This window comes from Serratia sp. JSRIV004, from assembly GCF_019968705.1.
In the GTDB taxonomy this organism is placed as follows: Bacteria; Pseudomonadota; Gammaproteobacteria; order Enterobacterales; family Enterobacteriaceae; genus Chania; species Chania fonticola_B.
The window spans coordinates 1604847-1624022 of sequence record NZ_CP074140.1; the positions used below are offsets into that span (position 1 = coordinate 1604847).

Here is a 19176-nt window from a genome sequence, read left to right on the forward strand (position 1 = left end):
AACCCCTGCAAAACTCTTCTGCAAAACGGTACAAAAAATAACCGTTATCACACCGCGATCACTGTCCAATTTTTGCCCCTGTCATCATTGTATTTATCGGTCATTTGCTGGTTTTTATGCCCAAGCAAAGACATGGTATCGATACCCTGATCACGGTATAGGCGCTCGGAGAGTGACCGCTGTTCATGGAATGTTGGCGGGGTTCCCTTGCTCCATTTCAACCCTGATTGATCCCTGGCTTTGCTAAATGTGGTTGTAATGCTCTTATCGCCAATCTGGCCGCCTCGCTTCGCGGTTGCCACTGTGTGGTGGTGGTGGAGTAGGTACGGGCTTACGATCCGATCCCGGCACTCCGCTATAACCTCGCGCAGACTCATGTTTATCGCATTGCACCGCAAGCTTAATGGTATGGCCAGGCGAGCCCCTGTTTTCTCCTGCTCTACATGCAAATGATCGTCCCAAACGTCAGAAAATTTCATGTTGGCAATATCTGAGAGACGTTGCCCAGTGACAATGGCCAGCAGCATAGCCCTACGAAGATAAGGCTGGAATGATGCGGCGGTTTCGAAAATGGATTGCCATTCATCCAGATCGAGACGTTGCCGCTGAACCTTAGCTTTTGGGTTTTTTGTTGCTCGGGCGGGGTTGTAACCGGGAGGGACTTCCCCGGCATGCTGGGCTTCCTTGTACACATCGATAATCACCCGACGAACAACCTGGGCCATAATGGCCTGTCCACGCTCCTTGTACGGCTCCAGAATATCGGCAATGTCACGCACACTAATCTCGGCAAGCTGTTTGTTGCCAATTTCTGATCGCATCACTTTTACTGGGTTCTTTTTCTGGTTCACAGTTGAGGCTTTGATTTCGCCAAGATGCAGACGTTCCTCCTGAATTTTCCAGTAACGATCAAGCCATCCGCTAACTGAAATACCTTCGCCTAAGCTGCGGCTGATCTTGTCGCGAGCCATAAGCAGTTGGCTCATCTTCTGCTCAGCCAGCCGGGAGCTGGCCTCTGTAGCGATTGCTATCGCCGCCTCTTCATCGGTGCCTAGCCCATGAAACTTCCCTGTCACAGGGTGCTTGTAACGCCAGTAAACCTTTTTGGTTCTGGCGTCGGTATAGCACGATAGGCCCGGAATGGTGACGTTATACTTACGTGGTCGCGCCATCTTCAAGAATCCTCTTCAATCGTGGATCATCGTCTTTCTTCACTACCGGCTTGGCAGTCATACCAACAAACCTCGCTGTACGTTCTACCCGCCAGTACCGGCCAGCCTTAACTGGCTGGGGCGATATCATGCCATTTTTGGCGAACTTAATCAGTGTCGGATAACTCGGCACCGGCTCGTCAAACTCTTCTTTTGCCCAGTCAGTGATTTTCATTGTGCGAGACATCAGGCACCTCCTTTTTTCTGAAACCCGCCTTTATCACACTCTTGGCGATCGCTACGGGGTCGGCGTCGTCCAGTTCGAAATCCTCCCCGACCACGGCTTTCATCAGCTCATTCTGGAGAACGCTATCGTAGTTGCGCGGCCAGAAGTCCGTAGGCATACCGAACGAGTTGCAGTAGAAAAACGTGTCAATGGTGATCTGCGCCGCTTCCTCAGCGGTGCGTTCTGGCTGGCGATACCCAGCCTCCCAGATTGCGTCAGTGACCGCCGAGGGGTCGCCTTTGCCTGACTTTACGAGTTGAGCCAGGGTGAATACGTTGGTATCTGTCATCGCGCCATCTCCTGCAATGAAACTTTATACGCCCGCATCACAACCGGCGTTTTGCCGGATAGTGCAGACTTCATGATGAAAAAGCCGGTGTGCTTGGCTGTCACGTTCGTAAGGAACAGAGCGGTATCGACCACGCGGTTATGCTTACGGAACTCAAAGACGGAGCTGGTGATAGTTAAAGTGGCTGTCACACCGTGATCCTGATAATCAATTTTCATTGAGCACCTCGGCGCACAGGTCAAAGGCGTTATCACGCAGCGGCATAATCACCAGGAACGGGTTGCCGTAGAGGTGATCTGCCACCGGATCTAAAATCAGTTGGCATGGGCCTGTTTTGCTGTAGGGCTTGAACTTGACCGGGCCGAATGCGCTACCAAACATCAGGTACGGGAGCGCCAGCAACCGGGCGGCAAACATCGGCATTTCGTCGCAAGGCTCGGCCTCTGCCGGTAACAGCTTGCTGAAATCTGGATAGAGGCACTCGACCAGCTCGAGGCTGTTGCAACCAATTCGCGTAGCCTGATTCTCGTCAATAGAGACGTAGTGAATGGCGAGCCATCCATCATCAAAGCTTTTGATGCAAGTACCCTCTGCCTCGGCAGGAATATCGCCGTGAACAATAAAAACCGCGTCGATATCGGTTTTATCGCCATGCTCCATCATCACCGCTGCGCGCCCGTCAGTGGCTTTGATATGAGTAGGGGTGATGTACACCCCTCGCAGGTACTCGCGTGGCTCGTTTTCGTCGGCCACACAGTGAAGGGCGGCTCGTAGAATATCGGTAGGGAACATCATTGCTTTGCCTCCGGCTCAATCTTGATAATTTCAGCGCTAATCAGCATGTCTTTCAGCCATTCACTGCCCCTAAACCCATCGTCATGACATTCCAGATCACCGAAATCGATTACCGCCATTTCTTCATTTTCACCTGTCTCATCGTTGAAAAAAGGAATGGTATCGAGCCTGTAATAAGCAGACTCAACAGCGGACTCAATTACACTGAGCCCGTTGGTATTACCGCCAATAACGATTTCTATTGTTGTGCGGTAGTGCCAGCGTCCAAACGTCAGACGAACGGTCTTATCAACCATGCGCCCACACATTGTGAGGTTAGGGTCAAAGTTCATGACCGAGTTTTGGTTGGCTGCTGTCATTATTTTTTCTCCCCAAACAGTGATTTCAAATCGATGCCATAGATCGCCATCCAAGCCGCAGCAGGCCACGCCTTAACGCTGCCGTAGCGCGGATCTGGCACATCGACAGCCTCTACGCCATTTTCACGACACCATTTGCGGAGTGGGGTAAACTTGTATTCGCCATTAGTCAGGTTCTCCACTTTGGTGATGGTCGCGTGTTTCACGCTTTCACCCAGGCGTTCTTCCAGATCTCGGCACTTGCGAGTGGCCGCACTGAGCTTCCCAAGGGCGGAGGCTTCACGCTTGCGGCTGATCTGCGATTTGGTGCGCTCCGCATGGTCGGCGCGCTCTTCTGCTGCGAGGCGGCCCTTTTCGGACTCGAGAGCTATCTGGATGATTTCCAGCTTGGATAGTTCTACTGGCGCAGGTAGTGCCTTGGTGTCACGCTGGGTAAAGTAGAACTCGGTCAGGTCGTTGTAGTATTCCCATGCCCGATCGGTTTCTAGCATTTTCGCGTGGTTGGCAGCACCGCGCTCCGTCCAGAGCTTCAGGCGTGGTGTGCGTTTATCAACTACCCCTCTTAAAGAGGGTAAGTTCTTCAGGGACTGAAGCTCTTCACCCTCAACATCGAAATAGTGCTTACCTTCGATAAAGCGATTTTGGTTCCGTGAAAAGTTATTGCTGATCATTTTCTCAGTCGCACCATACCCCGCCGCCAGTTGCTCGGTGGTTGCCACACGCTGCCCGCGATACTCGATGATCTGCAGGTCTTTGGCCTCGACGGCCACCAGTTCAGTTTTTTTAGCCATTTGCTTTCCCCCTTAATGAAGATTCTTTTCCGGCACTGCTTCGCCTTCGATCATTGCCTTGGCACCTTCAATGAATACGTCGTCTATAAAGTCACGCATCCACGTAGTGCCTTCCTGTTCATTCCTGAACTCGTCCATCCGGTAAAATTGCATCACCGTGATGTAGCGATCCGCAGGGTGTTCCTCCAATAGCGGAGCCTCCAACTGGAACTTGAGCAACAGCTCGATAACCTCGCGGCTGATTTCCATGGTGACGTTTTCATGTTTGAAAATTTCCTGACCGTTAGGCCCGGTACCGAAACGGGTCTTACAGTCAATCAGGTACCGCAACGCAGCACAGGAGCGTAATTGCGTGGTGAGGCACTCAGCGAACTCCAGCAGTTCAGCCCTGGTCACCTCGTCGCCTGACTTCATGCGATTGATATTCAGCATCCATTGAGGCACCGGAACGCCGGTTCCTTTCAGGTAGTCGGCTAGTTGCTCTTCCGTCATTCCGTCAAACTTGCTCATGCTATTTCCCCGCTGGTGGTCTTGTTGATGTGGCTACCGAGCGCCTCGGCGACCCGTTTAGCTTCCTTTTCGGCGATTGCCTTCTGACGAGCCGCCTCATGGCGAGCGGCCAGCGTCCTGCGCTTATCACAACGATCCGCCCGGACTTCTGCCCAATCTTGGTTTATGGGTTTCACTGCTACCGCGCTGGCCTGACGCCAGAACGTGGCCGCAAGCTCCAACTGATCGGCCTTCTCAAACTTGACCGCCTGGTTGGCGTTGAGCATGTAGGGGCTGAGTTTCATTTGGCCCCCATTGCTGGATTGCGAAGATTGAGCCCTGCATTTGCTTTAGCCAGCAGATCTGAAGGGTTAGCGGTATCCAGATTGCGACCGAAACCCTTAGCAGATGCCGCGAGCCAGCCATCCAATGTTGAGAAGAAGCCAACTATCTGCCCAGCTAACGAGTTTTGCTCCTGGGTCAAATGAACCCCAAGGCTTCCCATGCCGCACATCTCAAGGACGACGTGCTGCAGGTTTCCGCAGGGAGAGGCACCATGCTCTCGCAGGTGTTTTAGATACATGCAAGCCAGAGCCTCCCCAGCCTCGACGCTGCCTTGATAGCTCCCGGTTCTCGGGACTGCCCAGAATGAAGCCCCTGACTTATTTTTCCGTAAGTGAACAAATGGCAGCCGATGCAGGGGATGTTCACGGCGATTGTGGTATTTCAAAGGTTTTTTGTTGTTCGCAATTACCCCTTTGTTATTTGCCATCAGTGCACCACCTGCAGGGTGGTTTCCCCCGGGTTCTCTAAAGCATCCGATACAGCGGCTACCATCATTTCTTCCATGACGGTTTCGCCCAGAGGCGTTAACTTGTGCATGCTGGATAGCATTCCGCTGTAGAGGGTGGATATGTGGCTATCACCTTCTTTCTGGCCAAACTCTTCATAGCCCGGCTGTTCCACTAAGGCGACCATGCATTGCTCAATGCTCTGCTGAGATAAATAGACGCGAACCCCTTTATTTTCGGATACAACCACCTCCGCCCACTCCCCGCAATAATGGCGCTGGCAGAAATCCAAATAGGCGAGCGCAATTCGCCCCCGGTATAATTCGATTTTGCTAATCGTTTCTTTCATGGCTAATTACCTTTTTCCTACCTTCCGGCGCGATGATCCCCAGCCGGAAGGTTGTAATTTAATTTCGTGATTATTTAATTAATATGGGCGGCGCTTCATTAACTCATCATGCTGGCCTTTCCACTTATCCCATTCAGCTTGCCATTTGGCTATTCCTCGCTTTTTGGCAAGTAATTTTCGAATTCGCTTTTCACAACGAAAATGCGCCTGCCAGTAGGTAAGTGTCAATTCACCACGGCTAAAATGAATAATACCATTTTCTTCTTTCTGATAGCCGCCCTCGTGAGTATTAGCCCCCGCGCGGTCAAACACCTTCTGAGTCATGAAGTGAGCCAAACGTCTAATGGCTGTTTCACGGCTAAAGCATTTTTTACTACGACCGTGACGAGTTACAACAAACACAGGCAAAGGTTTGTGTTCAAATGCTGACGCAAGACCGCCACAGCCAGTGATAACCTCTACGATATGAAGTGGTGTAAGTTTATTTTTCGGATTCATCATTATTCTCCGGGGATGTTATTTTCCATCCAGCTCGTTCAGCTAATTCAATAAACGTCCCCATAGTGGCAGTGATTTATTCTGGCGCATATGGGCGGTATGCTTTCAGTTCACCATTCTCAATATAAACCGTTAAGCGTCCGCTGAATTCCGGCGCGACGTGAATGATAACCTCATTCAGAACGGCCTTTGTTGCCTGGCTGAGGATGCTGGTCATAGGGTGTTTCCCTCCAGTGGAAGGCAGCCAGCAAATGAAAGCACATAATCACGCACCAACTGGCGGCGAGCTTCTTTCTCGCTGGCGGCTTGCACACGCTGCATAACAGGGCGTGACTTTGGATCGCTACGTAAAACAGATGCAAACAGATAAATCGTTGTGTTATGCTTTTTATCGATCATGTTAGTACCCTCGCAGGTATTGACGTTGATTAGGCTCTGGTGATTACTTGGCGGTGTTGCCAGAGCCACCTCACTAAATGCAATATTAATTATCGCCCCTCCTGGATAACTCTCTCTTGCTCTTTCCTTATGGTTGCGACGTAATCAGAAGCAACCGTTAATACATCAGCTAAAATACTTTGCTCGTTAACCATATTTAGAAATAAAGCCGCATTTATCATCGCGTCAATGTTTATAACTGCATCTTCTGGCTTCAAAGATATGTTTTTGAATTACTCACTCACCATCTTACTGGCTCCGTTTATCTTAAAATCAACGATTAATCACGCCACTTGAAGTTTTTAGGAAGACCGGAATTTTCAAAAGTCATTTGAAGGTTACGAAGCGTAGCCACTCCAGTATTCATATCGATATCAACAACAGTAAAACCATCTACTTTCTCACCCAAAACATAGGTAATTGGATTATTAGGAATGGTGCTTTCATCCTCATCACACTTACTTTTGGTGCATTCAAAAGTCATTTCATTAACTCCGTTAGTGCCGATGAGTTAATGCTACGATACGTACATATTGGCGTCAACACAAAATGTACATTTAATTTCTATGAGTGTACAATGTGTATGATAAATATAGTTTTTAATTTTAATTACAAGGAGAGGGGTGTTGCGGATATAGGCAAAAAAAAGCCGCAATTTATGCGGCTATGGTTTTAATCAAATGTTTCTTCGGGCCACTGGGCCTTAACGACCTTTCCAATGATCCGACAGTTTTCGTCAAATGGAATGCTTTGATAGCGAGGATTGGGGTTTAGTGGCTCAAGCCAGGGTTTTCCATCTTCCCGCGTGAATTTCTTGAATGTCACCTCAGAGTCGTTGAAGATACCGACAACACAAAAATCACCTGGTTCGACATCCTCTGCTGGGTCAACCAGAATCAGCATACCCTCTGGAAAGCTTGGTTTAACGCCGGGTGAGGCAGTCATTGAATGGCCCTCAACAGTAAGCCAGAACGCCAAGTTACTAGCTTTTTTTACGGTTGCAATGCTTCCGTTGGAGTCCCTTTCTGTGTAGCCATCAACGGCACTAAACTCCCCAGCCTGTACCGAAGTGAACAGCGGGTACTCATATTGTATCTTTACTGGAGGCGCTGACATGTCCTCATCAACAGTGAAGGTGCCATCTGGATTTATGGTGGCGTTCGAAATACCTAAGATTTGAAACATAGCCCCAACCTCAGCTAGGGATGGGTTTCTCCTGCCATTGAGCCAGTGACCCATCGCTCCTGAAGTCACGTTCATTTTTTCAGCGAGTTCAGCCTGAGTCATCTTCAGTGCCGCAATCCTAGTTTTAGCTAGTTCGTGCCAGTGTCTTTTCATAGGTCAAATACTACATCCTGTATGATTTTATTCAATGCACAATATGTACACTTTCATTGCAAAAGTAAACTACATAATGTACATTTACCTCATCTGATTCGTGAGGTGAAACATGAGCAATCTTCGAGATATCCGGGAAAAACTAAAGGTAACGCAAAAAAAGCTTGCAGCAGACATAGGTCACTCTCCTAGCTCCGTTGGTCATTACGAGGCAGGACGCAGGAGCCCAGACATTTCAACGTGTCACTTAATTGTTACCGCGCTAGGTAAGTACGGGGAAACATTAACTATCGAAGATGTTTTTCCTAACCCTTCCATCCTCGATCCTGCCCATGAATCAGCGCAGGCCTAACCATGACGCCTACCGACTTCATTCGCAAGCACATCACCGCCGCACTGGTGGCGGAGGGCTTTCCTGAAAGTGTTGCAGGGGGGGGGGCTGAATATGGCCTTGAACACTACCGCTGCATGTCTCAGGCGAGCAAGAAGGGGGCCGCGTTCGATGATTGCCTCTATCGCGCCAGAGCGTGGGCGCAGGGGCAGACCGGCAAATCTGAACGTAAGACAGCCAAAAAGCAACGCCAAGGATCCTTGCTGTGAGTCAGCCTGACTATCTCACAACCATCATGCCAAAGGTCTACAGCCCGGATGATGCCAAGTGGATACAGGAGCAGTTGCAGAGGTTTACGGCGTCAGCCCGGCACAAGGTTGTGGCTCTGTACGCAGATGTCTACCAGGCTGCGTGGGACGAGGAACCCGTTTCATTCAAGCAGGAGAACAGGGCAAGGCATGAGGCCAACACCCGGCTCAGGAAGTTTGTCACCAAGCATGCCAGATCGGCTGCGGGGCTGACAGAAAAACCCCCACTCGCCAAGGCGCAGGCCCAGCACGGAGTGGCGGATAGTTCAGCGGTCGTACAGCAGGATCGGCAGTAGCGGGAGGATCGAGAGTCATCAGGCGACACCGATCAGGGGAAAGTGCCCTTGGTAAGTGCCTCAAAACACACCCGGCGGAAAAGTACTACTTACTACCCCCCGATTTTTTTCGACAAATGATAGGAGTTCTCAAGTAGATAATGAATATCAACAACCATTCTGCTGACATCATCGCAAAGCATCGGAAATTTTCCGAATGGAAGCCTGCGCGAGTTATCTCAGAGCTTGTGAAAGCAGGGATGGATCGTGGTGCCGCCGAAGACATGGTGAAAGCACACACACCTGAGCGCAAACCACACAAGGCTCACAATAGCCACGCAAAACCAGTGAACATGGAAGACCTGAGTACTCACTATGTTGTGATTGGCGATTATGAGCTGCTGGAACTTAATCACCAGGATGCACTGATCGGCGCTGTCAGGGCGGGGAAAGGCCGGAGCACCGTTCACGATGGCGCAATGGCAGTAAAGCTGTTCGGGCTTGTACAAGCCTATCCAATCATCACGACGGCGGAGGTGAACAAGCACCTGAACCGCTCGGCGTTTCTGGACAGCATTCCACTGTTCATTGATGGCGAGGAAGTAGCTGGCGAGCAGATGCCGTCAGCAGATAACGACTATGTGAAAGAGGTTTTCCGTTCAGTAAGGAACCTGCGGAAGATTATCGACGGATTGGTAAATTCAGGAACTGTAGTGCTTAAAAAATATCTTGAGCGCGTACCGACCGCCGAGGATGTAAAACGCGCGGTGGGGATCGTGACCCCAAGCATAACTAACCCATATTTCAGCAAAATAGATTACGGGCGTGATTATTTGGTTATGCCAAGCAGTGCGCATCACCCAGACAGCAAGCGAATTATTGAGGAGTGGAAAGAGTCACTAAAAACCGGGAGCAGCAGGCCGCGCGGTAGAACTTTGGCGAGCGACACCGACACGGCTGCTACAGGGGGAACTGATGCTTAACCTGAAACCGAAGGCTAAACAGGTCACTGGCTTAAAGCTTTTGAGCCAAGACTGGAATAACTATCGCACATTCCTTGTGTCGGCACCAGTCGGCTACGGGAAGACGTTTCTATCGGCTTACCTGGTCGATAAGCTGATCCAGCAGGGAAAGCGGACAATGTTCTGCGCCCCATATTTAACTTTGGTTCGCCAGACCGCTACGCGCTTCGTGCAATACGGGCTACCAGAAGACCAGATCAGCTATGTGTGGCGAGACTACCAGCCACATGACCCGCAACGCCTGATCCAGATAGCCAGCGCCGACACGCTGATCCGCCGTGAGTTTCCCGATAACATCGACCTATTGATTATCGATGAGGCTCACATGAAGCGCCGCGCACTGCTGGATATCATTCGCGATTCCGGCGTTAAGGTAGTGGGCTTATCCGGCACACCGTTTGCGCCGTGGATGGGGCGATACTTCGAAAAGCTCGTTAAGCCCACGACGATGAAGGAACTGATCAGCATTGGCGACCTGAGCCGGTATGAATTTTTCGCGCCGACCAAGCCCGATCTGAAAGGGGTGAAGACCAGCAGCGTTGCCGGGTTCGGCAGCGATTTTAACGAAGACCAACTGGCCGAAATTATGTGCGGTGCCGAGCTGGTAGGCGATATCGTTAAGAACTGGCTGGAGAACGGGGAAGATCGTCCAACCATCTGTTTCTGCGTCAACAAGGCACACGCGAACTACATCACGATGGCGTTTCTACGAGCTGGCGTGAATGCTGAGGTCATGATTGCTGAAACACCTGCAGAAGAACGACAAATGACGATCCACCGCTTTGAGCAGGGTGCTACAAAAATCATCGTTAACGTTGGCGTTCTGGTTGCCGGGTTCGATAGCGATGTTCGTTGCATCATCTACGCAAGACCGACTAAATCAGAGATTCGCTGGTTGCAATGCCTCGGGCGTGGGCTCCGTACCGCCCCCGGTAAAGACCATTGCTTAATCTTCGATCACTCGGGCAGCATCCACCGCCTCGGGTATCCCGATGATATCGAGTATGACGACCTCATTGGGAAGAATGACGGCATGAAGGCCGCCCCTAAAGCTGCCAAGCAGGAAAAAGCGGAGAAACTCCCCAAGGAATGCCCGCAGTGCCATTACATGAAGCAAGCCGGTATCTACGTCTGTCCGAAATGCGGCTTTAAGCCATTGACCGGGGAAGACGTAGAAACCGATGCAACACGCGGATTGAAGCGCCTTAACCGCAAGGCAAAAACCTATAGCAAAAATGAGAAGCAGGCGTGGTGGAGTCAGATCAAATACTACCAGCACCAGCGCATCCTGAAGGGAAAACCGCTATCTGACGGCTGGGCGGCGCACACCTACAAAGAGAAGTTTGGCACCTGGCCTAAAGGGCTATCAGATTACCCGATGGAAACCAGCCCCGAGGTGTGGAATTTCATTAAGTCAAAATTTATCGCGTATAGCAAAGGTAGCGGGGCAAGCCAATGAAAACGACAGATGCCGTGATCGGTCGCTGGCCTGAAATATTCGATTATTTCGGCCTGCCAGCGGTGACGGGAAAACGCCATTACAAGGGTGAGTGCCCGGTATGCGGTGGCAAGGAAAAATACCGCTGCGACGATCTGGATGGGTCGGGATCGTGGATCTGCACATGCGGGCGCGGTGATGGCTGGAAGTTACTCGAACTTACACAAAAGAAACCGTTTGCAGAGCTGGCGCGTGAAATTGACGCGCTTATCGGCAACACATATCAGCCTGAGCAGGGCGACGCAGCACCGAAACCGCGTGAAAGCGTGAAAATCCGGAAAGGCGTTATTGCTAAGTTTGGCTCGCTGGTGGGCCTGCGGGGAACCGGTGCCGAGCTATATCTCAATGGCCGAGGAATTAACCGGCTGCCCGCTGATTGGGTGAAATTCAACCCCAAAGAGAAAACACCCTACGGCGATAAACAGGCAATGTGGGCGCTGGCCACTGATGACAAAGCCAAACCTTGCTACCTGCATCGCACGTTTTTAGATGGCGCGCACAAGGCCGATATACCAACACAGAAACGAATGCTATCGCTGCAGGAGGATAGCTATCTGGAACATGCCGGTTCAGTGGCGATCCGGATGTTCCCCGTCGCTTCTACCTTGGGCATTGCCGAGGGCATAGAAACCGCACTTTCTTGCCAACAAATCTACAACTGCAACACATGGGCCGTCCTCAACGCATCGCTAATGAAACGTTTCCGTGCTCCCGCTGGTGTAAAACACCTAGTTATTTTTGCTGACTGCGATGATAACGGCGCAGGACAGGCTGCCGCGTTTGAATGCGGTCACCGAAACATCCTTTCTAAAAATGATGTTCAGCAGGTCAGTATTCGCTGGCCGGGGAGGGATGACGGCGGAAACTGTGATTTTAATGACATGTTGATGACTGGCGCGAAAGTTTACGAATGGCCGCTGAAGAAGAGGATCGCCTAATGAAACTTGAATCATCGTTAAAACATTTCAGCGCCCAGGGGCTGACCATTACCGACACCCCGAACGGCACCAGCGCCGACCGGGTGACGGGTACCGATGTTATGGCGGCCCTCGGCGTGGTTCAATCAAAGGCCCGTTTCGGCATGGCTGCGTTCTTGGGCAAAACCGGGATCAGCGACGGGGATCGGGAGCAAGCCATACAGGCGCTAACGCAATACGCCAAACGGAAGGCACCTAAGCACGTAGGCAAGGTGGCAGGCCGGAAGATGGCGCGCTGCATGGTGATACTCGCCACGATGGCTTATGAGGAATATTCACATTCAGCCAGCGCTACTGTGACCTGTCACAACTGCAAAGGTAAAGGGCTGGTGGAAGCATGGAAGGATGTAAAAGTTTACCCTGGTTACATTGGCGCTGATGGTGAAGAGAAAATCCCGCCGACCATCAAGCGGCAACTGGTGCATGAGTATTGCCAGCCGTGCAAAGGGAAGGGAGTGATCCATAAACGTTGCCGCAATTGCAAGGGAACCGGTAAGGCGCTAGATCGTGATGCAACCAAGACAACCGGCGCGCCAGTTATCAAAGATTGCGAGCGGTGCAACGGTAACGGGTTTAGCCGGATGCCGTCCTCCGTTGCCTACGGGGCCATTACGTCCTTGCTGCCTGAATTGACACAATCATCCTGGTCACGCAATTGGAAGCCGTTCTATGAGGCGCTGGTGGCGAAATGTAGCATTGAAGAAGAGGTGGCCGCTGTAGAGTTCCAAAAAGTCACCAAGTAGAGCACGTTCGGCACAGATGCCGATATTTTCACTACTCGGGCTTGCATTTTGAATAAACATGGCGTAGATTATTTAAATAGTGGCATATCTCGCCTGAGCACTAGTAATATTTATCAGAACCCGCATCCGTGCGGGTTTTTGCGTTTATGGGGATCGCCAATGTCACAGCAGGTAACCGAGCAGCTGATTTTCAGGCCCGCAAGCGAACTGCCGACAGCAGACCTTGATGGCAAAAGTGTGCTGGTGCTCAATCCCTGCGATGGGTGGCATGAAGGACACATTCGGGCATTTGAAGAAGACGGCGAGGTTTACCACATTGGTATTCACACCTGGTTGATGGAAGAAATGATCCCGCATGATTTCTATGTTGCCTGGGCATTACTGCCAAACAGCTTGGGGTTGAGCGAGAAATTCGAAGCAGAGAAATATCGTGAATTGTAAAGAGATATCAATGGGTATTGTGCGGTTATCCTCACTGCATTAGTTGTACTAGCTCAGACCTGATCTGACAGTTACCGGTTATTTATACAGGTGTCTGTCAGATTAAATCTGGTTCAGATTCTTTTCTGCCCAGACCCGTTTTCCATCAAGTAACGTGGCCATTGGCGTACGCCCGCAGCACATTTTCCCCTGATGAGTTCGCTCATTATTGTAATGCCACAACCAGTTGTCCAGCTCCATTTGCAAGCTCTCCAGGTCTGCATATAGCTTCTTGCGGAACGTAACCTGATAAAATTCCTGCAAAATAGTTTTATGGAAGCGCTCGCAGATACCGTTCGTCTGCGGGGACATCGCCTTCGTTTTCGTATGGTCTATATCGTTGATGGCCAGATACAGCTGATAATCATGTTGCTCTACTTTACCGCAGTACTCGGTGCCTCTGTCGGTCAGTATTCTCAGCATCGGCAGCCCCTGAGCCTCATAGAACGGCAGTACCCGATCATTAAGCAGGTCGGCTGCAGTGATCGGCGTTTTACTCGTATACAGCTTGCAGTGAGCCATTTTCGAGTACGTATCCACGAACGTCTGCTGGTAGATGCGGCCCACACCTTTCAGATTGCCAACGTAGACGGTGTCCTGCGACCCCAGATAACCCGGGTGAGCCGTTTCGATTTCACCGCAGGCTTCGTCATCGTGCGCCTTCTTCTCCAGCGCAACGATTTGAGCTTCGGTAAGCACAATGCCTTCTCTGGCGACCTTTTCCTCAAGCGCCTTCAGCCGCTTACGGAAGTTCTCCAGGTCATGTCGTTGCCAGATGGAGCGCACGCCGCTGCCGGAGATAAACACGCCTTTTTTACGCAGCTCATTACTGGTCCGGTGCTGACCGTGAGCCGGGAACTCAACGGCGTACTCAACAACCGCCCGTTCAGTAGCTTCATCGGCGCGATTCTTCAGGTTGGGCACCCGACGGTTTTGATTAACCAACGCGTCAATGCCGCCTTCTTTAGCCAACTCCTGGTAGCGGTAGAATGTGTCGCGTGACACACCCATGATTTTACAGGCTTTTGATACGTTACCGAGTTCTTCGGCCAGATTGAGCAGGCCGGCTTTGTGTTTGATGATGGGATTGTTAGTATGAAGCATGAGAGTTACCTCGTGTTTTGTATAAGGATTCGACACCCATATCAAAACCGGTAACTCTCAACCTTTCAAGGTCCAGTGTCAGATCAAGTCGCGACTAATACACATTAGTATTCGCGCTTCGGCCCTTTAGCTCAGTTGGTTAGGGCAGTCGGCTCATAACTGATTGGTCGCTGGTTCAAGTCCAGCAAGGGCCACCAAAGCGGTCATCGTATAATGGCTATTACCTCAGCCTTCCAAGCTGATGATGCGGGTTCGATTCCCGCTGACCGCTCCAGAACAATCGAATGAGCACTTGCTGGCTTGTATAGGGAATGATGTCGGGTCATCTCAGTGGTGAGTGCTCAACCGATTATTCTGGCGTATCAGAAGGGCGCATTCTATTTTTTGACACGCACAGTCGATCCCTTTATTGGGTTTGTGAATGCGCCCCTCGATGTGAAGTGACGGCAGGGAAAGACCTGCACCCATTCAAGCCCTGGCCTAACCGCTGGGGCTTCTTGCTTTTTGAGATAAAAAAAAGCCCTGCACGGGTAGGAGAGGCAGGGCGAGGGCGTTCAAAAAGCATGTAATTATTCTACATCGGCATGCTACCGATACTACAAGCGTAGTCGATAGGCTGGAATTAACTAGCTAAAAATAAATGGGAAATATCCTAAGCCTCGTGCGGATTGCGCTGATGAGTTGCCTTTTGGCATTAAAAAAGCCCTGCCAGGGTAGTGGATCAGGGCTAGGACATTCAAAGGACGTGATAATTTTATTGGACGGCACGCCACCGTCACTTGATAGGATAGCGCAAGTTCGCTCTATTACAATTTCAAGAAAAAAAACCACCCCCTCCGTTACGGGGGTGGGAGTCAATATGACCAACACCAGGGAATCTGCCTTGCTTTGGGCCATGTGGCTTCTCGAGCATTTCAAGGATAAGCATGATTAATGATTTCATGAGTAAAAGCAATACTGTATGCATTGCTAATGTATGAACTGCAACAATACATAGGGCTGCGCTAATGCGTGGCCTTTTCTTTAACTGGCTTACCTCTTGAGGAAATGCACATGCAGAACGAACCGTATTTCTACAATCCTGGCATGACGCCGGAACAGCTTGAAGATTGGCTCAGTCAGCAAAAATTGCACCTGAGCCATTACAATCGGTTGGTTTCAGAAAGAGCCACCTTGATCAAGCGACTCACGGAAGTGGACAACGATTTAGAGCGATACGCACCTACATTGAAGCCAGAAAAGTTGAGTTTTCCTTGGGAGCCCAGTCCTCTTCTGGAAGTTCTTCAAAAATAAAGGCTGCTTCTGGAAGGTTAGCTGCATTGAGTAAATGCTTTGCTTCTTCTGGCACTCTACTCATCCTAAGCTCGTCTTGGATCACGAACAAACATTCTTCCAGTGAAAGCTGTTTGATATCAACGAGTTTCCATTTTGTTTTTGTGAAAATAAGGTGATATAAGGCATCCTTGCCATCTAGAGGTTGAAATATCGTTGCGTACTGCAGGCGGTGTTTGTAGAGGATCATCTCTAATACGAACAGTTGCGCAGTTCGGTTTCTGGCTCGATTGCCCTCGAGGTTACCATTGTTAAAATCTAAAAGGCTAACGCCGTGGTTATGGCAAACCCGTGATTTGATGGCATGCCATAAATTATGAATCGAGCTCATTAAGTTTCCCTTTTGGTTGATTTAAGCACCACCAAGATACCACCACTGCCTGAGATAAAAAATAATCAGGCTCGCAAGGCTCACTCAAGTGAGCTTTTTTTATTTCTTACGCCGGAGCACTGGTAATGGACAATAACAACCTGCCGCCCGGCTTTGTCGAGGCGTTTCTTATGTGGATCAAACTTAACGCCCCTGCGGTATACGGCTCTTTTGCCGCATTCGGCATGGCGACGCTATTAACGCTGCGTGATGGTAAATCGTGGCTTGACGCGCTGTATGCGGGCCTTATCTGTTTGTTAATAACGCTAGGTGTTATCAATTCCCTCGAGCTGTTTGGTATGAGTCAGGACAACGCACTGATCGTCGGTGTGGTCATTGGTGGCATGGGGGTAGAGAGATGCATCTCTATCCTCCGCATATTTGCCAGCATGAAGACCAATACACCGCTGGATGAAAAGGACAGGAAAAATGACCCGTAACTCTAAATTATCAGAGCATTTCAGCAGTAACGAATTTGCATGTCGTTGCGGCTGCGGCGCTAACCAGGTATCGGCGGAACTGATCAAGGTTCTGGAAGACGCCCGCACACACTTTGCTGTGCCCATTACCATCGTCAGTGGTCGTCGTTGCCCGGCACATAATGCAAAAGTTGGCGGGGCAAAGTCCAGCCAGCACCTGCTGGGTATCGCCGCCGACATTCAGGTAAAAGGCATTCAGCCTGCTGTTGTAGCCGCTTATTTTGAAGGTAAGTATCCGGGCCGCTACGGTGTGGGGCGCTATACCACGTTTACCCATATTGACGTTCGCACCGGCTCGGCGCGTTGGAAGCAATGATGGATAAGTTCGGAACGATAGGTGTGTTGCTGTTGGCTATCTGTCTGGGCTGGTATGCATCCTTACTCTCAGACGATTTGGAAGCAGCGGAAAAAGACAATAAAGCGCTGATAGCCATGGTGGAGGGTCGCGATGAAACGATCAGTGCGCTAAAAGATGCCGCTGACGCTGACCGGCGCGCTACTGAGCAACAGTTGCTGATCGAACAGCAGAAGAGGGCAAAGGCCGATGCTGAAAACAGAACGTTACGCAAAGCGCTGGAGCATAGCGGCTGCAATAACCAGCGCTTGCCTGATGATGCTCTCCGTATCCTGCGCAGAGAGGGTTAAGCCAGCACCGGCCCCGCGGTTGATCTACGTGTACCCCCCAGCTGTATATACGCAGGTCTGCGAGAAAACGCCGTTCACCGGTACCACGTTTGGGGATGCTGTCATTGCATTGCAGGTGGCGCAGAACGAACTGGATGTGTGCGCCTCTCGGATTGATGGGCTGATTAATTGGCAGCGGGATAACACGAGAAACAACCAATAGCCTCGGTATAGTCCGGGGCTTTCTTTTTTGAGGATAACGCATGAAAACCAATTTTCAATTGTTACCACCGGAAGGGCAAGCAGCTGCGCTGGAAGTGATTAAGGCCAGATTGAGCAGCCCAGGAATGTCGGCAGCAGGCTCATCAGAAGTGAAAAAAATCACTGAAATCTTCATGGGCATCTATGGGATTGAGCTGCGGGAAGAAAAGGCCACAGATGTTGGTAAAGATGGTACCGCGCAGTCTGCCAGTGAATTAACTGGTCAGAGTAAACCTAAATTAGCGCTAACTGATGGAGCACCGGAATCCGGAGGTTTCCCTGATGCTGCCAAGATACAGGCAAAGCAATTCAAGGTACACAAGGCAGAGATGAACATCAGCGTTAACGTTGATAAAGACAATCTCGATAAGCTTGAGGCGCAACTGAAACGAATTGCCGCACTGAGCCAGCCGCTCAAAATTAAAGACGGTCAGATATTTATCAAAGAAGCCGTGATCAATAGTTGCACTACAACCCGCTCTGCGATTGAAGGGCAAATAGCATTCCAGAACTGGCAGGAAGCGCACAACCAGCATGCCCGTGATGCAGTGGTGGAGGTCATCAATAAAGAGCTTCAGCCAGGCGGCGTTATCCACCAAGCCTTGAGGCGCTAAGGTCATGCAATGAAAGAGCCACGCATATACGGCAGCAAATGGGACAAGGCCCGGCGCGGGTTCCTGCAACTGCATCCCCTTTGCGTCATGTGTGCCGAGCAGGGGCGAACGGTAGCCGGTAACGTTGTAGATCACATCACTCCGCACCGCCTCAAAGAAGCGCTGAAGTCTGGTAACCGCATAGCGATAGCGAAAGCACAGAAGCTGTTCTGGGACTCAAAGAACTGGCAGACGCTATGCACATCCCATCACAGCGCAACCAAGCAACGCATGGAGAAGAGCGGCGCGGTGGTAGGTTGTGACGCCAGCGGGTTGCCGCTAGATCCTAACTCACACTGGAATAAATGATGACTGCTGACCAACAAACATTACTGATGTTCAAAGGGCTGATTGCTTCACTGCCTGAAGAGAGTCAGGCGAAGGTGAAGGAAGCGGCAACAAAGCTTCGTGCCATTATTGCTGACTACCCAGGAGGTGAGGCGACGGTGGCCTTTGGCATGATTGGTGCCGAGCTTCAGATGGGTGATAGTGAAATGATAACAAAGTGAAATCATTCAACCTGCAATCATATAAATGATAATAATTATCAACTGCATCGAGGGGGAGGGCAAAAACTTCAAAAAAAATGCCCCAAATGACCGCTCGCATCCCCTTATTTTAACGCTAACCCGATTTTTTTAGTTTTAGGTAAACCCAATGGTGCAAAAACGAACTCGCTCCGACAGCTCGACGGCGGCGGTTCAGGCCATGAAAAATGCCAGTGAGGACACCATTCCACCACCGGCACATGCTGGCCTGGATAAAAAAGCCGAACCTTTCTGGCATGACAATATCAGATCGAAAGCTCTCGACAGTTGGACACCGGCTGACCTGCTGGCCGCAGCCGAACTGGCAAATAATCAGTTGTATGCAATCGACCTTCGCAAAGCGTTGAAGAGGGAAGAACGGCAGCGCGGGGAAGCTCGCAACGAACCGCTGATCAAAGATTACCGAAAGCAGATTGTCGAGTTACAGCGCACCATTCTGGCCCAGCGCCGTGATCTGCAAATCCATTCCCATGCCACCAACGGTGAAAGCCGTGACCAGAAGAACCGTAATAAAAACGACGCGGATGCTCGCCGAACAGCCGGTAAACACCAGGCAGATGATGGCAACCTGATCGCATTTCCAAAACACGGCTAGGA

Annotated in this window: 34 protein-coding genes and 2 tRNA genes; 18 read left to right on the forward strand and 18 right to left on the reverse strand. The window is 50.6% G+C overall.

From position 1 onward, the window contains the following. Nucleotides 1-47: 47 nt before the first annotated feature. The 16 genes from KGP21_RS07435 to KGP21_RS07510 form a co-directional block, all read right to left on the reverse strand. Nucleotides 48-1172: a phage integrase Arm DNA-binding domain-containing protein gene (locus KGP21_RS07435; protein ID WP_223537624.1), complete on the reverse strand. Its 1125-nt coding sequence runs from the start codon at nucleotides 1170-1172 to the stop codon at nucleotides 48-50. Beyond that, entirely contained in the window at nucleotides 1156-1398 is a 243-nt protein-coding gene (locus tag KGP21_RS07440) for an excisionase (RefSeq protein WP_025122276.1), read from the reverse strand. Before KGP21_RS07440 ends, KGP21_RS07435 begins: the two co-directional genes overlap by 17 nt. Continuing rightward, nucleotides 1373-1726, reverse strand: coding sequence for a hypothetical protein (locus tag KGP21_RS07445; protein WP_025122275.1), 354 nt, complete (start codon nucleotides 1724-1726; stop codon nucleotides 1373-1375). Before KGP21_RS07445 ends, KGP21_RS07440 begins: the two co-directional genes overlap by 26 nt. Then, nucleotides 1723-1944, reverse strand: coding sequence for a hypothetical protein (locus KGP21_RS07450; RefSeq protein WP_223537626.1), 222 nt, complete (start codon nucleotides 1942-1944; stop codon nucleotides 1723-1725). The genes KGP21_RS07445 and KGP21_RS07450 overlap by 4 nt, the downstream gene beginning before the upstream one ends. Continuing rightward, nucleotides 1934-2521, reverse strand: coding sequence for a hypothetical protein (locus tag KGP21_RS07455; protein ID WP_223537628.1), 588 nt, complete (start codon nucleotides 2519-2521; stop codon nucleotides 1934-1936). Before KGP21_RS07455 ends, KGP21_RS07450 begins: the two co-directional genes overlap by 11 nt. Beyond that, nucleotides 2518-2880, reverse strand: a complete 363-nt coding sequence (locus KGP21_RS07460; protein ID WP_223537630.1) for a DUF5406 family protein — start codon at nucleotides 2878-2880, stop codon at nucleotides 2518-2520. Before KGP21_RS07460 ends, KGP21_RS07455 begins: the two co-directional genes overlap by 4 nt. Beyond that, a complete protein-coding gene (locus KGP21_RS07465; protein ID WP_223537632.1) occupies nucleotides 2880-3671 on the reverse strand; it encodes an ORF6N domain-containing protein in 792 nt (263 codons plus the stop codon). The genes KGP21_RS07460 and KGP21_RS07465 overlap by 1 nt, the downstream gene beginning before the upstream one ends. A 12-nt stretch (nucleotides 3672-3683) precedes the next feature. Next, on the reverse strand, nucleotides 3684-4181 hold the full coding sequence (locus KGP21_RS07470) for a hypothetical protein (RefSeq protein WP_223537634.1): 498 nt from the start codon (nucleotides 4179-4181) through the stop codon (nucleotides 3684-3686). Further along, nucleotides 4178-4465 (reverse strand): ANR family transcriptional regulator, encoded by a 288-nt coding sequence (locus KGP21_RS07475; RefSeq protein WP_223537635.1) that lies wholly within the window; start codon nucleotides 4463-4465, stop codon nucleotides 4178-4180. The genes KGP21_RS07470 and KGP21_RS07475 overlap by 4 nt, the downstream gene beginning before the upstream one ends. Then, entirely contained in the window at nucleotides 4462-4932 is a 471-nt protein-coding gene (locus KGP21_RS07480) for a hypothetical protein (RefSeq protein ID WP_223537637.1), read from the reverse strand. The genes KGP21_RS07475 and KGP21_RS07480 overlap by 4 nt, the downstream gene beginning before the upstream one ends. Further along, complete coding sequence (locus KGP21_RS07485) at nucleotides 4932-5300, reverse strand: hypothetical protein (protein WP_223537638.1); 369 nt, start codon at nucleotides 5298-5300, stop codon at nucleotides 4932-4934. Before KGP21_RS07485 ends, KGP21_RS07480 begins: the two co-directional genes overlap by 1 nt. A 78-nt stretch (nucleotides 5301-5378) precedes the next feature. Continuing rightward, nucleotides 5379-5801: a hypothetical protein gene (locus KGP21_RS07490; RefSeq protein ID WP_223537640.1), complete on the reverse strand. Its 423-nt coding sequence runs from the start codon at nucleotides 5799-5801 to the stop codon at nucleotides 5379-5381. A 73-nt stretch (nucleotides 5802-5874) separates the two neighbouring features. After that, nucleotides 5875-6015, reverse strand: a complete 141-nt coding sequence (locus KGP21_RS07495) for a hypothetical protein (RefSeq protein ID WP_223537641.1) — start codon at nucleotides 6013-6015, stop codon at nucleotides 5875-5877. Beyond that, a complete protein-coding gene (locus KGP21_RS07500) occupies nucleotides 6012-6197 on the reverse strand; it encodes a host cell division inhibitor Icd-like protein (RefSeq protein WP_223537643.1) in 186 nt (61 codons plus the stop codon). The genes KGP21_RS07495 and KGP21_RS07500 overlap by 4 nt, the downstream gene beginning before the upstream one ends. A 319-nt stretch (nucleotides 6198-6516) precedes the next feature. Further along, on the reverse strand, nucleotides 6517-6720 hold the full coding sequence (locus KGP21_RS07505) for a hypothetical protein (RefSeq protein WP_161739643.1): 204 nt from the start codon (nucleotides 6718-6720) through the stop codon (nucleotides 6517-6519). 188 nt (nucleotides 6721-6908) lie between these two features. Beyond that, nucleotides 6909-7574, reverse strand: coding sequence for a LexA family transcriptional regulator (locus tag KGP21_RS07510; RefSeq protein WP_223537645.1), 666 nt, complete (start codon nucleotides 7572-7574; stop codon nucleotides 6909-6911). Nucleotides 7575-7686: 112 nt separating this feature from the next. Between KGP21_RS07510 and KGP21_RS07515 the strand changes: the two genes are divergently transcribed. From KGP21_RS07515 to KGP21_RS07550, 8 genes are all read left to right on the forward strand, one after another. Further along, nucleotides 7687-7926: a helix-turn-helix transcriptional regulator gene (locus tag KGP21_RS07515; RefSeq protein ID WP_223537646.1), complete on the forward strand. Its 240-nt coding sequence runs from the start codon at nucleotides 7687-7689 to the stop codon at nucleotides 7924-7926. 2 nt (nucleotides 7927-7928) lie between these two features. Continuing rightward, the gene (locus tag KGP21_RS07520; protein WP_223537649.1) at nucleotides 7929-8174 is read left to right on the forward strand and encodes a hypothetical protein; all 246 of its coding nucleotides are present in this window, start codon (nucleotides 7929-7931) and stop codon (nucleotides 8172-8174) included. Then, nucleotides 8171-8509 (forward strand): hypothetical protein, encoded by a 339-nt coding sequence (locus KGP21_RS07525; RefSeq protein WP_223537651.1) that lies wholly within the window; start codon nucleotides 8171-8173, stop codon nucleotides 8507-8509. The genes KGP21_RS07520 and KGP21_RS07525 overlap by 4 nt, the downstream gene beginning before the upstream one ends. 140 nt (nucleotides 8510-8649) lie before the next feature. Beyond that, nucleotides 8650-9471, forward strand: a complete 822-nt coding sequence (locus KGP21_RS07530; RefSeq protein WP_223537653.1) for a hypothetical protein — start codon at nucleotides 8650-8652, stop codon at nucleotides 9469-9471. Further along, nucleotides 9464-10969 (forward strand): DEAD/DEAH box helicase, encoded by a 1506-nt coding sequence (locus KGP21_RS07535; RefSeq protein WP_223537655.1) that lies wholly within the window; start codon nucleotides 9464-9466, stop codon nucleotides 10967-10969. The genes KGP21_RS07530 and KGP21_RS07535 overlap by 8 nt, the downstream gene beginning before the upstream one ends. Then, nucleotides 10966-11946: a primase-helicase zinc-binding domain-containing protein gene (locus tag KGP21_RS07540; RefSeq protein ID WP_223537657.1), complete on the forward strand. Its 981-nt coding sequence runs from the start codon at nucleotides 10966-10968 to the stop codon at nucleotides 11944-11946. The genes KGP21_RS07535 and KGP21_RS07540 overlap by 4 nt, the downstream gene beginning before the upstream one ends. Further along, nucleotides 11946-12728, forward strand: a complete 783-nt coding sequence (locus KGP21_RS07545) for an antitermination protein (protein WP_223537659.1) — start codon at nucleotides 11946-11948, stop codon at nucleotides 12726-12728. The genes KGP21_RS07540 and KGP21_RS07545 overlap by 1 nt, the downstream gene beginning before the upstream one ends. Before the next feature lie 159 nt (nucleotides 12729-12887). Further along, nucleotides 12888-13169 carry a hypothetical protein gene (locus KGP21_RS07550; RefSeq protein WP_223537662.1) on the forward strand — a complete coding sequence of 94 codons (282 nt, stop codon included), beginning with the start codon at nucleotides 12888-12890 and terminating at the stop codon, nucleotides 13167-13169. Nucleotides 13170-13271: 102 nt separating this feature from the next. Here the strand turns inward: KGP21_RS07550 and KGP21_RS07555 are convergent, their stop codons facing one another. Continuing rightward, nucleotides 13272-14312, reverse strand: coding sequence for an IS481 family transposase (locus KGP21_RS07555; protein WP_223537665.1), 1041 nt, complete (start codon nucleotides 14310-14312; stop codon nucleotides 13272-13274). 120 nt (nucleotides 14313-14432) lie between these two features. On the opposite strand from KGP21_RS07555, the gene KGP21_RS07560 reads away from it, so the two are divergent. Next, a tRNA-Ile gene (locus tag KGP21_RS07560) sits at nucleotides 14433-14509 on the forward strand. Between the two features lie 2 nt (nucleotides 14510-14511). Further along, a tRNA-Gly gene (locus tag KGP21_RS07565) sits at nucleotides 14512-14586 on the forward strand. A gap of 948 nt (nucleotides 14587-15534) precedes the next feature. Here KGP21_RS07565 and KGP21_RS07570 read toward each other — a convergent pair. Further along, nucleotides 15535-15975, reverse strand: coding sequence for a hypothetical protein (locus KGP21_RS07570; protein WP_223537667.1), 441 nt, complete (start codon nucleotides 15973-15975; stop codon nucleotides 15535-15537). Nucleotides 15976-16100: 125 nt separating this feature from the next. Between KGP21_RS07570 and KGP21_RS07575 the strand changes: the two genes are divergently transcribed. From KGP21_RS07575 to KGP21_RS07610, 8 genes are all read left to right on the forward strand, one after another. Next, nucleotides 16101-16454 (forward strand): phage holin family protein, encoded by a 354-nt coding sequence (locus KGP21_RS07575; protein WP_223537670.1) that lies wholly within the window; start codon nucleotides 16101-16103, stop codon nucleotides 16452-16454. Next, the gene (locus KGP21_RS07580; protein ID WP_223537672.1) at nucleotides 16444-16809 is read left to right on the forward strand and encodes a D-Ala-D-Ala carboxypeptidase family metallohydrolase; all 366 of its coding nucleotides are present in this window, start codon (nucleotides 16444-16446) and stop codon (nucleotides 16807-16809) included. Before KGP21_RS07575 ends, KGP21_RS07580 begins: the two co-directional genes overlap by 11 nt. Further along, nucleotides 16809-17138 (forward strand): DUF2570 family protein, encoded by a 330-nt coding sequence (locus KGP21_RS07585; protein ID WP_223537674.1) that lies wholly within the window; start codon nucleotides 16809-16811, stop codon nucleotides 17136-17138. The genes KGP21_RS07580 and KGP21_RS07585 overlap by 1 nt, the downstream gene beginning before the upstream one ends. After that, nucleotides 17107-17340: a hypothetical protein gene (locus KGP21_RS29725; protein ID WP_371824859.1), complete on the forward strand. Its 234-nt coding sequence runs from the start codon at nucleotides 17107-17109 to the stop codon at nucleotides 17338-17340. Before KGP21_RS07585 ends, KGP21_RS29725 begins: the two co-directional genes overlap by 32 nt. A gap of 40 nt (nucleotides 17341-17380) precedes the next feature. Continuing rightward, nucleotides 17381-17992 (forward strand): hypothetical protein, encoded by a 612-nt coding sequence (locus KGP21_RS07595; protein WP_223537678.1) that lies wholly within the window; start codon nucleotides 17381-17383, stop codon nucleotides 17990-17992. Nucleotides 17993-18001: 9 nt separating this feature from the next. Further along, complete coding sequence (locus tag KGP21_RS07600) at nucleotides 18002-18340, forward strand: HNH endonuclease signature motif containing protein (RefSeq protein ID WP_025122616.1); 339 nt, start codon at nucleotides 18002-18004, stop codon at nucleotides 18338-18340. Continuing rightward, nucleotides 18337-18540 (forward strand): hypothetical protein, encoded by a 204-nt coding sequence (locus KGP21_RS07605; RefSeq protein ID WP_223537680.1) that lies wholly within the window; start codon nucleotides 18337-18339, stop codon nucleotides 18538-18540. The genes KGP21_RS07600 and KGP21_RS07605 overlap by 4 nt, the downstream gene beginning before the upstream one ends. 148 nt (nucleotides 18541-18688) lie before the next feature. After that, nucleotides 18689-19174 carry a terminase gene (locus tag KGP21_RS07610; protein WP_115159136.1) on the forward strand — a complete coding sequence of 162 codons (486 nt, stop codon included), beginning with the start codon at nucleotides 18689-18691 and terminating at the stop codon, nucleotides 19172-19174. Nucleotides 19175-19176 lie beyond the last annotated feature (2 nt).

Excerpts from the sequence above, each read along its gene's own strand:
- KGP21_RS07520 (WP_223537649.1), top strand. The coding sequence starts at position 7,929 with ATGACGCCTACCGACTTCATTCGCAAGCACATCACCGCCGCACTGGTG.
- KGP21_RS07470 (WP_223537634.1), bottom strand. The coding sequence starts at position 4,181 with ATGAGCAAGTTTGACGGAATGACGGAAGAGCAACTAGCCGACTACCTG.
- KGP21_RS07580 (WP_223537672.1), top strand. The coding sequence starts at position 16,444 with ATGACCCGTAACTCTAAATTATCAGAGCATTTCAGCAGTAACGAATTT.
- KGP21_RS07600 (WP_025122616.1), top strand. The coding sequence starts at position 18,002 with ATGAAAGAGCCACGCATATACGGCAGCAAATGGGACAAGGCCCGGCGC.
- KGP21_RS07435 (WP_223537624.1), bottom strand. The coding sequence starts at position 1,172 with ATGGCGCGACCACGTAAGTATAACGTCACCATTCCGGGCCTATCGTGC.
- KGP21_RS07480 (WP_223537637.1), bottom strand. The coding sequence starts at position 4,932 with ATGGCAAATAACAAAGGGGTAATTGCGAACAACAAAAAACCTTTGAAA.
- KGP21_RS07455 (WP_223537628.1), bottom strand. The coding sequence starts at position 2,521 with ATGATGTTCCCTACCGATATTCTACGAGCCGCCCTTCACTGTGTGGCC.
- KGP21_RS07485 (WP_223537638.1), bottom strand. The coding sequence starts at position 5,300 with ATGAAAGAAACGATTAGCAAAATCGAATTATACCGGGGGCGAATTGCG.
- KGP21_RS29725 (WP_371824859.1), top strand. The coding sequence starts at position 17,107 with ATGCTCTCCGTATCCTGCGCAGAGAGGGTTAAGCCAGCACCGGCCCCG.
- KGP21_RS07465 (WP_223537632.1), bottom strand. The coding sequence starts at position 3,671 with ATGGCTAAAAAAACTGAACTGGTGGCCGTCGAGGCCAAAGACCTGCAG.
- KGP21_RS07530 (WP_223537653.1), top strand. The coding sequence starts at position 8,650 with ATGAATATCAACAACCATTCTGCTGACATCATCGCAAAGCATCGGAAA.
- KGP21_RS07500 (WP_223537643.1), bottom strand. The coding sequence starts at position 6,197 with ATGATCGATAAAAAGCATAACACAACGATTTATCTGTTTGCATCTGTT.
- KGP21_RS07545 (WP_223537659.1), top strand. The coding sequence starts at position 11,946 with ATGAAACTTGAATCATCGTTAAAACATTTCAGCGCCCAGGGGCTGACC.
- KGP21_RS07505 (WP_161739643.1), bottom strand. The coding sequence starts at position 6,720 with ATGACTTTTGAATGCACCAAAAGTAAGTGTGATGAGGATGAAAGCACC.
- KGP21_RS07555 (WP_223537665.1), bottom strand. The coding sequence starts at position 14,312 with ATGCTTCATACTAACAATCCCATCATCAAACACAAAGCCGGCCTGCTC.
- KGP21_RS07535 (WP_223537655.1), top strand. The coding sequence starts at position 9,464 with ATGCTTAACCTGAAACCGAAGGCTAAACAGGTCACTGGCTTAAAGCTT.
- KGP21_RS07510 (WP_223537645.1), bottom strand. The coding sequence starts at position 7,574 with ATGAAAAGACACTGGCACGAACTAGCTAAAACTAGGATTGCGGCACTG.
- KGP21_RS07575 (WP_223537670.1), top strand. The coding sequence starts at position 16,101 with ATGGACAATAACAACCTGCCGCCCGGCTTTGTCGAGGCGTTTCTTATG.
- KGP21_RS07440 (WP_025122276.1), bottom strand. The coding sequence starts at position 1,398 with ATGTCTCGCACAATGAAAATCACTGACTGGGCAAAAGAAGAGTTTGAC.
- KGP21_RS07540 (WP_223537657.1), top strand. The coding sequence starts at position 10,966 with ATGAAAACGACAGATGCCGTGATCGGTCGCTGGCCTGAAATATTCGAT.
- KGP21_RS07450 (WP_223537626.1), bottom strand. The coding sequence starts at position 1,944 with ATGAAAATTGATTATCAGGATCACGGTGTGACAGCCACTTTAACTATC.
- KGP21_RS07445 (WP_025122275.1), bottom strand. The coding sequence starts at position 1,726 with ATGACAGATACCAACGTATTCACCCTGGCTCAACTCGTAAAGTCAGGC.
- KGP21_RS07585 (WP_223537674.1), top strand. The coding sequence starts at position 16,809 with ATGGATAAGTTCGGAACGATAGGTGTGTTGCTGTTGGCTATCTGTCTG.
- KGP21_RS07490 (WP_223537640.1), bottom strand. The coding sequence starts at position 5,801 with ATGATGAATCCGAAAAATAAACTTACACCACTTCATATCGTAGAGGTT.
- KGP21_RS07460 (WP_223537630.1), bottom strand. The coding sequence starts at position 2,880 with ATGACAGCAGCCAACCAAAACTCGGTCATGAACTTTGACCCTAACCTC.
- KGP21_RS07610 (WP_115159136.1), top strand. The coding sequence starts at position 18,689 with ATGGTGCAAAAACGAACTCGCTCCGACAGCTCGACGGCGGCGGTTCAG.
- KGP21_RS07605 (WP_223537680.1), top strand. The coding sequence starts at position 18,337 with ATGATGACTGCTGACCAACAAACATTACTGATGTTCAAAGGGCTGATT.
- KGP21_RS07570 (WP_223537667.1), bottom strand. The coding sequence starts at position 15,975 with ATGAGCTCGATTCATAATTTATGGCATGCCATCAAATCACGGGTTTGC.
- KGP21_RS07515 (WP_223537646.1), top strand. The coding sequence starts at position 7,687 with ATGAGCAATCTTCGAGATATCCGGGAAAAACTAAAGGTAACGCAAAAA.
- KGP21_RS07550 (WP_223537662.1), top strand. The coding sequence starts at position 12,888 with ATGTCACAGCAGGTAACCGAGCAGCTGATTTTCAGGCCCGCAAGCGAA.
- KGP21_RS07595 (WP_223537678.1), top strand. The coding sequence starts at position 17,381 with ATGAAAACCAATTTTCAATTGTTACCACCGGAAGGGCAAGCAGCTGCG.
- KGP21_RS07475 (WP_223537635.1), bottom strand. The coding sequence starts at position 4,465 with ATGAAACTCAGCCCCTACATGCTCAACGCCAACCAGGCGGTCAAGTTT.
- KGP21_RS07495 (WP_223537641.1), bottom strand. The coding sequence starts at position 6,015 with ATGACCAGCATCCTCAGCCAGGCAACAAAGGCCGTTCTGAATGAGGTT.